At 71.6% G+C, this 13,628-nt stretch carries 9 protein-coding genes; 3 read left to right on the plus strand and 6 right to left on the minus strand.

Going from position 1 to position 13,628, the window contains the following annotated elements; genetic code table 11:
- Positions 1–47: 47 nt before the first annotated feature.
- The 3 genes from P8A20_RS23935 to pepN all read right to left on the minus strand — a co-directional run bounded on the left by P8A20_RS23935 (position 48) and on the right by pepN (position 7,268).
- Positions 48–3,356: a S8 family serine peptidase gene (locus P8A20_RS23935; RefSeq protein WP_306104241.1), complete on the minus strand. Its 3,309-nt coding sequence runs from the start codon at positions 3,354–3,356 to the stop codon at positions 48–50.
- 144 nt (positions 3,357–3,500) lie between these two features.
- A complete protein-coding gene (locus P8A20_RS23940) occupies positions 3,501–4,508 on the minus strand; it encodes a hypothetical protein (RefSeq protein WP_306104242.1) in 1,008 nt (335 codons plus the stop codon).
- Between the two features lie 171 nt (positions 4,509–4,679).
- The gene (gene pepN, locus P8A20_RS23945; RefSeq protein WP_306104243.1) at positions 4,680–7,268 is read right to left on the minus strand and encodes an aminopeptidase N; all 2,589 of its coding nucleotides are present in this window, start codon (positions 7,266–7,268) and stop codon (positions 4,680–4,682) included.
- Positions 7,269–7,411: 143 nt separating this feature from the next.
- On the opposite strand from pepN, the gene P8A20_RS23950 reads away from it, so the two are divergent.
- Entirely contained in the window at positions 7,412–8,062 is a 651-nt protein-coding gene (locus P8A20_RS23950) for a mycothiol-dependent nitroreductase Rv2466c family protein (RefSeq protein WP_147963440.1), read from the plus strand.
- 63 nt (positions 8,063–8,125) lie between these two features.
- Here P8A20_RS23950 and P8A20_RS23955 read toward each other — a convergent pair whose 3' ends face one another.
- On the minus strand, positions 8,126–8,398 hold the full coding sequence (locus P8A20_RS23955; RefSeq protein WP_147963439.1) for a DUF3253 domain-containing protein: 273 nt from the start codon (positions 8,396–8,398) through the stop codon (positions 8,126–8,128).
- 119 nt (positions 8,399–8,517) lie between these two features.
- On the opposite strand from P8A20_RS23955, the gene P8A20_RS23960 reads away from it, so the two are divergent.
- Complete coding sequence (locus P8A20_RS23960; RefSeq protein WP_306104244.1) at positions 8,518–9,891, plus strand: MFS transporter; 1,374 nt, start codon at positions 8,518–8,520, stop codon at positions 9,889–9,891.
- Complete coding sequence (locus tag P8A20_RS23965; RefSeq protein ID WP_306104245.1) at positions 9,881–11,350, plus strand: pyridoxal phosphate-dependent decarboxylase family protein; 1,470 nt, start codon at positions 9,881–9,883, stop codon at positions 11,348–11,350. Before P8A20_RS23960 ends, P8A20_RS23965 begins: the two co-directional genes overlap by 11 nt.
- Positions 11,351–11,469: 119 nt before the next feature.
- On the opposite strand, the gene P8A20_RS23970 is transcribed toward P8A20_RS23965, so the two are convergent.
- Both P8A20_RS23970 and P8A20_RS23975 read right to left on the minus strand, forming a co-directional pair.
- Positions 11,470–12,111 (minus strand): superoxide dismutase, encoded by a 642-nt coding sequence (locus P8A20_RS23970; RefSeq protein WP_306104246.1) that lies wholly within the window; start codon positions 12,109–12,111, stop codon positions 11,470–11,472.
- 270 nt (positions 12,112–12,381) lie between these two features.
- Positions 12,382–13,329: an adhesin gene (locus P8A20_RS23975; RefSeq protein WP_147963437.1), complete on the minus strand. Its 948-nt coding sequence runs from the start codon at positions 13,327–13,329 to the stop codon at positions 12,382–12,384.
- Positions 13,330–13,628: the final 299 nt, after the last annotated feature.

A 13,628-nucleotide genomic window follows, 5' to 3' on the forward strand; every position in this document is an offset into this window, starting at 1 on the left:
CCGCCCCACAGTCATGAGGTGTCGTACGGATCACACCGCCGTGACGGCTACGGCGCGACCTTCTCGATCACGACGCTGCCGGTGCCCGCCGCGGTGCCGCGGGCGTTCACCAGCTGGACCTCGCCGAAGAACTGGCGGCCCTCGGGGGCCGCTCCGGCGACCACGACCTCAGCGGTGACCTGGGCGGACGCGCCGTTGGCCAGGTTCACGGCCTTCGACTCGTCGACCTTGATCTCACCGAGCGACGACGCGTAGTAGACGTCGCGGTAGTCGTACTCGGTGGTACCGGCCGGGACCGAGTAGCCGTCGATGACGACGGTGTACGTGCCGGCCGCCGGCTTCACCAGGCTGACGGACTCCTCGGAGCCCGCCGTCGTGGAGGCGCCGACCTCGGTGTCGCCCTTGTAGACGTACAGGTCGATGTCCGCGTTGGCGTCCGACGTGTTGCCGATGGCGACGTCCAGCTTCTCGACGCCCGCACCGATGGTCACCGTCCTGGTGTACTCGCCACCCGTGGAGATCGACGGGCGCTCGACGTCGGCCGAGCCCAGCGAGCCGCCCTTGAGCTTGCCCTCCAGGTCGCCCGCGTTGTTGGTGACCGTCCAGTCCACCGCGGCCGGGGTGCCGATCTTCGCCTCGGGGATGGTCCGCACCGCCGGGTCGAAGGAGGCGCCGAGCAGCGAGACGTCCAGCTTGTACGGGTTGTCCAGCAGCGGCGACGTACGGCGGGACTCGACCTCGATCTCCCAGACGCCCGGCTGCGGCGCGTTGTACGAGCGCGTGTCCGGACGGCAGGTGTTGGCCGGGTTCTCGTAGTTCGGGTAGCAGTTGATCGTGGAGCTGTCCTCCACCGCGACCCCGTAGGGGTGGATGGAGATGAACCGCGTCTGGCTGCCCGAGCGCAGGGCGCTCAGCGCGACCTCCAGGGTCTCGGCGCCCTCCGGCACGTTCACGAAGTACGACGTGGTGCCGTTGCGCTGCACCGAGCCGGTCGTCGAGAACGCGTAACCCGGCTTCACCAGGTCCTTGGCGACGACCACCGTGGAGAGGATCTGCTGGTCCACGCCGCTGGTCTTCGAGTCGTCCACCCGCAGGATCGCGCTGTGGACGCCCGCGGTGCGCGGCTTGGCCTGCACCTTGACGGTCACCGGCTTGCCGAGCGGAAGCGAGACGGTGCTCGAACCGGTCAGGGAGAAGGTGCCGTCGTTGTTCTTCCACGACAGCTTGTGCTTCACGGCCTTGTCCGGGCCCGTGGTGCGGGTGACGGTGACGTCGTACGACTTCTTCTGGCCGGCCTTCAGGCCGCCCTCACGGTCGTACAGGCCGGTGCCGAAGCCCGGGTCCTTGAGCGCGAAGTCGATCGCGGTGTCGACCGGGGCCTTGACCGAGTACTCGTGCGCCGGGGCGCCCTGCTTCTCGATCTGCTTCCAGGCGCCGACGATGTCGATCAGACCGGCACCCTGGGCGTGCGCGGGCACACCGTCGATGTGGGTGGCGGTGCTGGTCAGCGCGGTCCGCAGGTCGGCCGGGGGCAGCTCGATGTGCTTCTGCTTCGCGGCGGACAGCAGCAGCGCCGTGGCGCCGGCGGCCTGCGGCGAGGACATCGAGGTGCCCTGCAGCATGGAGTAGCCGGCGGGGAGGGAGTAGCCCGCCTCCTTGACCGGACCGCCGGGGTACCAGGTCTGCGTGGTGTTGATCGACGCGCCCGGTGCCGTCAGGGTCGGCGTGAAGCCGCCGTCCTCACGCGGACCGCGCGAGGAGAAGGGCAGCATGTCGTACTTCTTGGTGACGTTCGAGCCGTAGTTGGCGGCCCAGGTCTCCTTGGAGATCGACGCGCCCACCGAGATGACGTGGTCGGCGAGGCCGGGGTCACCGATGGTGTTCAGGCCCGGGCCCTCGTTGCCGGCCGAGATGACCAGCTGGACGCCGTAGATGTCGATGAGGCGCTTGTAGAGCTCGGCGCGCGCGTTGTTGCCGTCGTTGAGCGGCGGCAGGCCGCCGATCGACATGTTGACGACGTCGACGCCGCGGTTGACGACGAGGTCGATCATGCCCTCGGTCAGCGCGATGTTGGTGCAGCCACCGGACCAGGTGCAGGCGCGCGAGGAGACGACCTTGGCGCCGGGCGCCGCGCCGTTCATCTTGCCGCCGAACAGGCCGTTGGCCGCGGTGATGCCCGCGACGTGGGTGCCGTGCTCGCTCTCGATGACGCCGATGTTCACGTAGTCGGCCTTCGCGCCGGCCGCGTTGTAGACGACGTCCTTGCGGGTCTCCACGACGAACGGGATGCGCTCGACGATCTGCGTCGCCGGGTTGTCCGTGCCGAAGTAGCCGACCTGGTGCTTCTCCTTGTACGGCTTCAGCGCGGTGTCGTTGCGGAAGTCGGCGTCGTTGTCCAGGTCGACGCGGACGGTGCCGGCGACCGGGTCGTAGAGCACGGCCCAGACATCGGTGGTGTCGCCGTCCCGGTTGAGGTCACCGGCCATGTCGCCGCCGCGGGTCGCGGCCTCGGAGAACAGCTGGATCTTGTAGGACCCCTCCGGCGCGGAGTAGGTGCGGCCGCCGATGGTGAACGTCGGGCCGGACACGGAGGCCGTCATGCGCAGCCAGGTGCCGTCGCCGTCGTTGACCGGGTCGGTCGCGGTCACCCAGTCGACGATCTTGCGCTCGCCGGTGGTGGTCTTCTGCAGCGCGGGGTGGCCGAGGTCGACACCGGAGTCCAGGACGCCGATGGTGATCCCGCGGCCGTCGGCCTTCGGGTGCTGCTTCACGAAGTCGACCGCGCCCGTCTCGAAGGACGGGTTGTACGGGTTCTTCGCGGGGGTGTTCTTGTCCGGCGCCGCGTAACTTCCCGTGGCCTTCGGCTGCTTCGCCCCGGCGACCCGGTCGCCCGCGGGCGTCGGGTCGTCCAGCTTGATCTCCTGCTTGAGATCGATGCCCTGGACGGAGGAGAGCTTCTGCGTCGCCTTGATGGTGGCCTCGGCGGTCGCGGTCGGCACGGTCGCCCGGACGTAGCCGAGCTTGTCGTACGTCTGCCCCACCACGGACCCCTTGACGGAGTCCAGCTGTTCGGCGACCTTCTCGGTCGCGCCGGGGGTGGTGGCGACCATCATCGTGATGTTCTTCTCGCCCTTGGCCTCGGCCTTCGCCAGCACTGCGGCGTCGGCCTCGCCCAGCTTGTCGCCCTTCGCGCTCGTGGCGGCGGGCTTCACCGGGGAGGCGGCCGGGTCGTCGGCGGCGAGGACGGGGGACGCGCCGGAGGCGGCCAGTGCGGCCGCCAGACCGGCCGCGGCGGCTATACGCGCCGCGCGTCTCGCCCCGGGTATGGAGCTGGGGGATTCCTTGGTCATCAGCATCCCTGTTGTGTGAACGAAAGAGAGAGTCCGGAATTCGGTACCCGATGACCGCTCAGCCTTTCGTAAAAGACAGGGTTTTGTGGAGAGTTGACGGTGATCGAAAAGGGACATGGCGTAGATCCGCCACCGGTGCCATTACGCCACTCAGCGTGGCAGGACCACCACGTACGCGGCCGGTTCGCGGTCCTCGGCCGCCATCATGGCCGTACGCAGCACCACCGACTGCTGTGCCGCAGATTCGCGCAGCTGCTTCGGTGTCACCCGCACCACCGTCACCCCGAGCCGCTCCAGGTGCTCCCGCTCCGCGGCGAAGGAGACGCGCTCCTCGCGGGGTGAGCGGGCGCCGATCTCGAGCGCGACCGCCTGTTCCGGCCAGTACGCGTCCACCCCGCCCAGGAATCCGCCGCCGGGCAGGGACAGTTCCACGTTCCACAGCGGCTGGGGGAGACCGTGGGCGCGCACCATCCCGTACAGCCGGTCCTCCGCCGCGGCCCGCCCCTCGATCAGCAGCGCCTCGACGGCGTCCACCACGTGCGCGCGGCCCAGCAGCTTCGCGTCGCCCAGTTCCCTCACGACGGAACCGGGTTCGCAGTGTCCGCCGCGCACCGCCTCCGTCAGGATCCGGCGCACCGTCGGGGCGTCCGTGAGCGAGGCCACCGCGTCGGCCAGGGCCCGCTCCACCGGGGCCAGCGGCACCCCTCGCCGGCGCTGCGGCCGGGGCAGGGCGGCGGCCCGGGTCACCTGGACGAACCGGGTGGAGCGCAGCCGCCTGGTACGCGGCACCAGTACGTCGATCCGGTGCAGGGCGATCATGGGGGGCGCGGAGGTGAAGCCGTACAGGGCCAGTGCCGCCAGGCCCGTGACCATCGACTCGCCGTAACCGGGGCCGTGCTGGGCGGGCACGGTCCGCAGGGTGCCGGCCGGGGGCCGCCCGGCGTAGAGCAGGGCGCCGCGGACCCGGTCGTCGTTCGTGGGCGCTCCACGGTGCAGGAGGTACACGCTGGGGAGCAGCTGCTGCCACGGACCGCCGGGCAGACACTGCGCGGCGGTGTGCGCGGCGGTCACACCGCGGGCGCGCAGCTGTGCGGCGGACTGCACGCGGCGGGCCGCTTCGTGGACGGGGCGTGGGGGGAGCGGGGCGTTCTGGGTCATGCCGGGGAGATTCCCGCAGCCCCGCCGCCCGATAACCCGTGTTACAAGCCCGTCGACATTCCAGGACAACACCGTCCTAAAGCACGGAAGTTCGAATGTCGAAAAGGGCGGTCGCGGCGGGAATTGCGCGGCGCGCGCCCCGCACGTCTGTGCGGGGCGCGCGCCGGATCCTCACGCCGCCGCGTCGCGCCCCTGTCCTCGCAGCGCCCGCGCCAGATCGTCCCGGGCCTCCAGGACCAGCCGCCGCAGCGCCGGTGCCGCGTCCGGGTGCGAGGTCAGCCACGCGTCCGTCGCGGACAGGGTCGCGGGGTCGTCCTGCAACCCGGGGAACAGGCCCCTGACCACGTCCATCCCGATCTGGATGGACCGCTCCGCCCACACCCGCTCGATCGCCTCGAAGTACGAGGCCGTGTAGGGCGCCAGCAGCTCCCGCTGCGACGGCTGCCCGAAGCCGGCGATCGTCGCCCCGACGAGTGCGTTGGACAGCTTGTCGGACTCCACCACCGCCGCCCACGCCTGGGCCTTGACCGCCGCCGAGGGGCGGGACGCCAGGCACCGCACGTGGTGCCGCTTGCCCGACGCCGTGTCGTCCCGGGCGAGTTCGGCGTCCAGGGCGGCCTCGTCGGCCCTGCCGTGAGAGGCCAGCGGAGACAGGAAGGCCCACCGGAGCTCCTGGTCGACGTCCAGGCCCTCGATCACCGCGGAGCCGTCGAGCAGCCCGCCCAGCAGCTGGAAGTCCGCGTCCGACGTCGCGACGGCGGCGAAGAACCGGGCCCACGTCAGCTGGTGCTGGCTGCCGGGCTCGGCCCGCCGCAGCTCCGCAAGCGCGCCCTCGGCCAGCGCCCGGCCGCCCTCCTCGCGCCAGGCCGGCGCGGCGTAGTGCACCAGTGCCGACTGCGCCCACGCGTGCAGCATCTGCAGGACACCGATGTCCGACTCGCGGCCGGCGAAGGACAGCACCAGGGACACGAAGTCCCGGGCGGGCAGCAGCGCGTCCCGCGTCAGGTTCCACAGGGCGGACCAGCACAGGGCCCGTGCCAGCGGGTCGGTGATGTCACCGAGGTGCTCGCGGAGGGTGGCCAGGGACCCCTCGTCGAAGCGGACCTTGCAGAACGTGAGGTCGTCGTCGTTGACCAGCACCAGGTCCGGCCTCTCGGACCCCGCCAGCTCCGTGACCACGGTCCGCTCCCCGGCGACATCGGTCTCGGTCCGCGCGAACCGCACCAGCTCGCCCTCCGGGGAGAGCCGGTACAGGCCCACCGCGACCCGGTGGGGGCGCAGCTCCGGGTGTGAGGCCGCGGCCTCCTGGGTCACGGCGAGCTCCGCGATCCGCCCCTGGCCGTCGTACGTCACGACCGGCGTCAGGACGTTGACCCCCGCCGTCTGCAGCCATGCGCGCGACCAGGCCGTCATGTCGCGGCCCGACGTCTCGGCCAGCACGGAGAGGAGGTCGCCCAGCTGAGTGTTGCCGTACGCGTGCCGCTTGAAGTAGCGGCGCGCGCCCTCCAGGAACGCGTCCCGGCCCACGTACGCCACGAGCTGCTTGAGCACCGAGGCGCCCTTCGCGTACGTGATGCCGTCGAAGTTCAGCTTGGCGTCCTCCAGGTCACGGATGTCGGCCGTGATCGGGTGCGTGGACGGCAGCTGGTCGGCCCGGTAGGCCCACGCCTTGCGGTTGTTGGCGAAGGTGATCCAGCCGTTGGTGAAGCGGGTGGCCTCCACCATCGAGAACGTCCCCATGAAGTCGGCGAAGGACTCCTTCAGCCACAGGTCGTCCCACCACTGCATGGTGACCAGGTCGCCGAACCACATGTGCGCCATCTCGTGCAGGATCACGTTGGCGCGGCGCTCGTAGGACGCCGAGGTGACCTTGCCGCGGTAGATGTACTCCTCGCGGAAGGTGACGAGGCCCGGGTTCTCCATCGCCCCGAGGTTGTACTCCGGCACGAACGCCTGGTCGTACTTCCCGAAGGGGTACGGGTAGTCGAAGTGGTCGTGGAAGAAGTCCAGGCCCTGCTTGGTGACGAGGAAGACGTCGTCCGCGTCGAAGTGGCGCGCGAGCCCCTTGCGGCACATCGCGCCGAGGGGGATCTCCAGCTTCTCGCCGTCGTCGGACGTACGGGTGTAGAGGTCGCTCACGTAGTGGTACGGACCCGCGACGACCACGGTGATGTACGTCGAGATGGGCAGGGTCTCCGCGAACCGGTGGACCTCGCCGTCCTGCGGCTCCTCCGCGCCGTTGCTCCACACCCGCCAGCCCTCCGGCGCCGTCACCTCGAAGCGGTAGGGCGCCTTGAGGTCGGGCTGCTCGAAGTTGGCGAAGACACGCCGCGCGTCGGCCGGCTCGTACTGCGTGTAGAGGTAGACCTCGCCGTCCTCCGGGTCGACGAAGCGGTGCATGCCCTCGCCGGTCCGGCTGTAGGCGCACCGCGCGTCGACCACCAGGACGTTCTCACCTTCCGCGAGTCCGTCCAGCGTGATCCGGGTGCCGTCGAAGACGGTCCCGGGGTCCAGGTCCCTGCCGTTCAGCGTCACCGCGTCCACCGACGGCGCGAGCAGATCGGCGAAGGTCGAGGCCCCGGCGCGGGCGGCGCGGAAGCGGATCGTGGTCTGCGAGCGGAAGGTGCGCGGACCGGCCTCGTCGCCCCCGTCGGGCTCGCCGACGGCGGAGCGGAGGTCGAGGGCGACCTCGTAACCGTCGACGGTCAGCAGCTCGGCCCTCTCGCGGGCCTCGTCGCGGGACAGGTTCTCACCGGGCACGGAGCACTCCTTCGTGTCTCATGTGTCTCATTCGAAGACCTTTGATCCTCCCATGCGGCCGTCGGAGCCGGTGCACGGGAATGGCGGGAGGGCCCTGTGGTGTTCGGGCAGGCAGGTGCCAGACCGACCTCATGAGGAGAGACATGCCCGAGAACAGCACGGCCGGCGGCAAGGTTCCGGCCGACTTCTGGTTCGATCCGCTCTGTCCCTGGGCCTGGATGACCTCCCGCTGGATGCTGGAGGTGGAGAAGGTCCGTGACGTGGAGGTGCGCTGGCACGTCATGAGCCTCGCCGTCCTCAACGAGCCCAGGCTCGACGAGCTGCCCGAGGAGTACCAGGACATGATGCGCACCCAGGCCTGGGCGCCCGTCCGGGTCGTCGTCGCAGCCCAGCAGAAGCACGGCGACGACATCGTCGGCCCGCTGTACACGGCCCTCGGCACCCGCATCCACAACAACGGCGAGGGCCCTACGCGCGAGGCGATCGCGGGCGCGCTGGCCGACGTCGGCCTCCCGGCCGAGCTCCTGGAGTACGCCGACTCCGACGCGTACGACAAGGAGCTGCGCGCCTCTCACAAGGAGGGCATCGACAAGGTCGGCCAGGACGTCGGCACCCCGGTCATCGCCGTGCCCGGCGCCGACGGCGAGCAGATCGCCTTCTTCGGCCCGGTCGTCACCCCCGCCCCGAAGGGCGAGGAGGCCGCGAAGCTCTGGGACGGCACGCTGCTGGTGGCGTCGATCCCCGGCTTCTACGAGATCAAGCGGACCCGTACGCAGGGCCCCGTCTTCGACTGACCCGGTCCGGGCGGTGCGGGCTCCCGGGACCTGGGCGCCCGCACCGCCCGGCGGCCCCCGGGGTCAGCGGGCCCGGCGGATACGGACAGGACCGCGGGCCTTCGCCGGCTCGACGGGCCGGCCGCCCTGGGTGATCTCCACCTCGCCCGCCTCGACGAGCCGCCCGGCCGCCCGGCGGACAGGCTCCATGAGCGCACGCCAGCCGTCGCCGTCCCCCTCGTACACCGCACGCGCGGCATCGGAGGGGCAGATCGTCGCGCCCGGCCCGCGATGTTCCAGCAGTTCCAGGATGGCCCGTTCCAGGCCCCGGTCCGTCTGCCGCCCGTCGTCCGTCACCCCGTCAGTCTCGCAGCGGGCCCGGCAGGACGCGGGGACGCCGCCCGCGGTGTTCCGGTCGTGTGTCGCGGGGCCCGCGGGTATTGCCGACCGTGCGGACCGTCGTTCATGATCTGCGCATGCCGGCTGCGGGTGCGGACCATCACGTGGCCCCGCCCCTGCCGCGCACCGTGCGGATCGGGTACGGGCTCGGCTCGCTGTGCACCGGCACCTTCGCGACCGTGCCGGGCCTGATCCTGCTCTACTACCTCACCGATGTGCTCGCCGTCCCCGCCGCCGTCGCGGGTGCCGCCGTCTTCCTCCCGAAGGCCTGGGACGTCCTGGTCAACCCGCTGGTCGGTGCGCTCTCCGACCGCAGCCGGCTGCGCGGCGGCCCGCGCCGGCCGTTCCTGCTGATCGGCGCCTGCACCCTGCCGCCGCTCTTCGCGCTGATCTTCGCCGCGCCGCCGCTCCGGGGCGCACCGGCCGCCGGCTACGTCGCCGCGCTGTTCCTGCTCGCCGCCACCGCGTACGCCGTCTTCCAGGTGCCGTACGTGACGATGCCCGCCGAGATGACCGAGGACCCGCACGAACGCGGACGCGTCCTCGGCTGGCGCGTGGGGTTCCTCGGCGTGGCGATCCTGCTGTCCGGCGCGCTCGCCCCGGCGATCGCGCACGCCGACGGCGACACCCCGGGGAGCTACCGGCTGATGGGCGCGGCCGTGGCCGTCCTCCTGGCGGTCGGGATGTTCGGTGCCTGGTCCGCCACCCGCCGGGCCCCGGCCGTCGCCCGCAGCGAGGCCGAACCCTCGCTCCGGGCGCAGTTCGCCGCCGCCCGGTCCAGCAGGCCGTTCCTGTACCTGGCCGGCATGTGGACCCTTCAGGCCCTCGCCATCGGCGTGATGCTCGCAGGTGTCCAGTACTTCGCGACGTACACCCTCGGCTCGGCGGGCGCCGTCACCCCCCTGTTCGCCTGCCTCATCGGCCCGCTGGTCCTCTTCATGCCCCTGTGGAACCGCCTGGCCCGACGCAAGGGCGTGACGTACGCCCAGTGGTGCGCGTCGCTCCTCTACACCGCCGGCGCCGTGCTCCTCGCCTTCACCGGGTCCGTGGGGCCTGCCGTCGGCTACGCGGCGGTCGTCCTCGTCGGGATCGCCTACGCCGGGCTGCAGCTGCTGCCCCTGACGATGCTCGCGGACACCCTGGCCGCCGACGCCGCCGCCACCGGCAGGCGCAGGGCGGCCACCTTCACCGGGCTGTGGACCGCAGCCGAGACCCTCGCCTTCGCCCTGGGCGCCGGGGTGTTCGCCCTCGTCCTCGCCGTGACCGGCTTCCGGTCCTCCGACGCGGCGCACCAGGTGGAACAGCCTGCCGCGGCCCTGACCGGCATCAGCGTCGGAATGAGCGTGCTGCCCGCCCTGCTGGCCGCGGCGAGCCTCCTCCTGCTGAGCCGCTACCGCGTGACCCCGGCCGTGCGCCGGCCCCTCCAGGAAGAGCCCGCCCGTGCCGACTGAACCCGCCCTGCCCGAGGGCCGCCCCGCCGCCGACGTGCTCGCCGAACTGCGCTCCCTGCGCGAGGCGGACGCGCCCACCCGTGGGGGCCGCACCTTCGCCTACGTCTACGACGCGGGGCTGGACGGCCTCGACGAACTGGCCGCCGAGGCGTACACCACGTTCGCCACGGTCAACGGGCTCGACCCCACGGTCTTCCCGAGCGTGGCCCGGCTGGAGAACGACGTGGTCGGTGCGGTCGCCGCGCTGCTCGGGGCCCCCGGCGCCCAGGGGACGTTCACCAGCGGCGGCACGGAGAGCATCCTGCTCGCCGTCAAGACCGCGCGCGACCACGCCCGGTCGGAGCGCGGGATCAGCGCACCCCAGCTGGTGCTGCCGTCCACCGCCCACGCCGCCTTCCACAAGGCCGCCGCCTACCTGGGCCTCGAGCCGGTCGTCGTACCCGTCGACCCCGTCACGTTCCGCGCCGACACGGCCGCCATGGCCGCCGCGCTGACCGACCGCACCGCGCTGGTGGTCGCCTCCGCCCCCTCCTACGCCCACGGGGTGATCGACCCCGTCGCCGGGATCGCGGCGGCCGCCTCCGCACGCGGGGTGCTCTGCCATGTGGACGCCTGCATCGGAGGGTGGATCCTGCCGTACCTCCGGCGCTCCGGACGCGCGGTGGAACCCTTCGACCTGTCCGTCCCCGGTGTCACCTCCCTCTCCGTGGACCTGCACAAGTACGGCTACGCGGACAAGGGCGCCTCCGTGGTCCTCCACCGCGACGCCGCACTCCGCCGCCACCAGTACTTCGCCCACGCCGGCTGGCCCGGCTACCCCGTCGTCAACCCGACCGTGCAGGGCACCAAGTCCGGCGGTCTGCTGGCCCAGGCGTGGGCGGTCCTGCGGCACGTGGGCGAGGAGGGCTACACCGCTCTCGCGGCCCGGGTCGGGGAGGCCTCGGACCGGCTGCTCGCGGGGCTGCGAGCCGTGGACGGCGTACGGGTCCTGGGCGATCCCGCCGCCGGGCTCGTCGCCTTCACCGTCGAGGGGGAGGACGGCGTGACCCCGGACCTCAGCCTGCTCCTGCACCTCGCCGACGAGATGCGCGAGCTGGGCTGGTACCTCCAGCCGCAGCTCTCCTTCGACGGGCTGCCGCCCAACCTCCACCTCACGCTCACCCCCGCCACCGTCGGCCAGGTCGGCTCCCTGCTCGCCGACCTCGACGTCGCGCTGGCGAAGGCCCGCGCCCTGGAACCGGTGGTGGTGGACCCGGACCTGGCCTCGTTCGCCGCCGGGCTGGACCCCGACACGCTCGGGCCCGACGAGGTGGCGGGCGTCCTCGCGTTCGCCGGGCTCGGCGACGGCGCCGGGCTCCCGGACCGGGCGGCGCCCGTACTCGTCCTGCTGGACGCGCTGCCGGGTCCGCTCAAGGAGAGGCTGCTCGCCGAGTTCATCGGCTCCGTCTTCCGGATCTGAGTCCCGGCCCCACCCATGGGAGAACCCCCGCGAGTCATGTCCTCGCGGGGGTTCTCCGTCCATCCGCCTGCCGGGTGAAGGTTGAGAAGACGATCACGAGGCAGGACGCCTCAGGCCGGTCAGGGGGCCAGCAGCAGTACGTCCGCGCGCTCCTTGGCGGCGGCGTAACGCCTGGCCACGTCCTGCCAGTTGACGACGCGCCACATCGCCTCGACGAAGTCCACCTTCTGGTTCTTGTACTGAAGGTAGAAGGCGTGCTCCCAGGCGTCGAAGACCAGGATCGGGACCGAGCCCTGGCCGACGTTGCCCTGGTGGTCGTAGACCTGCTCGACGATCAGCCGGCCGCTGACCGGCTCGTAGGCGAGGACGCCCCAGCCGGAGCCCTGCGTGGTCGCGGCGGCCTTCGTCAGCTGCGACTTGAAGCCGGCGTACGAGCCGAAGGACTCGGCGATCGCGTCCGCCAGGTCGCCCACGCCGTCCGCCGCGAGGGGCTCGCCGCCGCCGTCACCGGTCATGTTGTGCCAGTAGATCGAGTGAAGGATGTGGCCCGAGAGGTGGAACGCGAGGTTCTTCTGCAGGCCGTTGATCGCGCCCCAGGCCCCCTTGTCGCGGGCCTCCTCCAGCTGCTCCAGGGTGTCGTTCGCACCCTTGACGTACGCCGCGTGGTGCTTGTCGTGGTGGAGCTCGACGATCTGCGGGTTGATGACCGGTTCGAGCGCCGCGTAGTCGTACGGGAGTTCCGGAAGCGTGTACGTGGCCATGGGTCGAACCCTCCAGCTGCTGCCTGGTTGTTATTGCAAGTCTTTCGCAATTGCAGGCTAGCAGGAGGAAGCGGCGGAAGTGATCAGCTCTTGGTCCCTCAGCGCGGAGAAGTGGCTCCCTGGGCCGATGTGACCGGTCCCCGGTCGCGATGACGTACTGGCAGTCGCCCCTGCGGTCTGCGCCGCCAGCGGTGCGCTCGCGGTGGCGATCTGCGCGCCGACCGCGACAGAGACGCCGGTGCGGAGGGAGACTCCCGCGACGGCCGACGCTCAGGAACGGCAGGTCGCCTTCATCTGCGCCGCCGCGTGGTGCGCCTTACCCCAGCCATCGGACCAGTCGTCACCCCGGTCCAGGAGCTTCACGCCGATGGTGGAGCCCTTGACCGGAAACGTGCCGACGCCGATCCACTGACCGCGCAGACCTGCCTGGTTGACGGTGAAACTGCTGTACTTCGTCGTCCGGTCGTTGGCATCGACCAGCACGTGATACGTGGAGGGGTGCCCTCCCACGTACAGGGTCGTGTTGCTGTGCGGGATGAACACGGAGATCTGGCAGGTGCGCGCTTCGGTGCCCGGCCTCCACCACCACATCACCCTGCTCTCCCCGTCCGTGGACGTGGAACCGGACATGGGGACCGCAGCGTAACTGCCGTTGCACCCGTCACCCGTCCAGGCTCCGGTCGTGCGGGTGTACCAGCCCGCTGTGCCGTCGCTGAAGTAATTGACCTGCTTGTAGCCGCCACCGGACGGGGTGGGACAACCGTGTCCGACGACCCCCGTGTAGACGAGGGCAGAGGCTGCCGGCGCCTTCGGCGGCGGGGACGAGGTGCCGGAATTCCGGGATGGAGCCGACTTGTCCGCAGTGGAGGCGGGGGCGGTAGTCGTCCCCGCCTCGCCGGCCCCGCCCTTCGCCTCGTTCTCCGGCGTGTCCCCTCCCGCGGTGAGGCCAACCTCGTCCGGGCCCCGTCCGGATGCCTCCGCCCCGCTGCCCGGCGCCGTGGCCCCACCGGCCTTGGGCCCCCCACCCTGCCGGGCGTCAGGTGAGGCCGCCGAGAAGGTTCCGGGCGCGTCTGTGCCGCCACCGCCGAGCACCGTGCCGGGTGCCTCGCTCGCACCGGGCCGACTGTCGTCGCCGACGGCGATCAGGAAGGGGACACTGACGAGCAGGACACCGGCGATTGCTGCGGCGGCCAGCAGTGCCTTACCGGGGCGCCCCACCTCCTTGGAAGCAACTGGGCCGCTGTCCGAGGCTGTTGCTGCGGGGCCGGATGCCGCGCCGTTCCTCCCGGCGCCGACGGCCACCGTGGCCTGACGCTCCGCGTCGGTGGATATCAGAGATGTTCCGCTCGACGCGGTCCCGGCTGAAACGTCAGCACCTCCGGCGCCCCCGGCTCCTTCGGACCGCGCTGATTCCCCTGGGTCCGCAGGCTTCCCGGCTTTCGCGGTACTCCCGGCATCCACCGCATCCGCCCCGAGCCCCTTCGACTGCCCCGGCTTGCCGGACCTGCCGACTCCTG

The organism is Streptomyces sp. Alt3, assembly GCF_030719215.1.
In the GTDB taxonomy this organism is placed as follows: Bacteria; Actinomycetota; Actinomycetes; order Streptomycetales; family Streptomycetaceae; genus Streptomyces; species Streptomyces glycanivorans.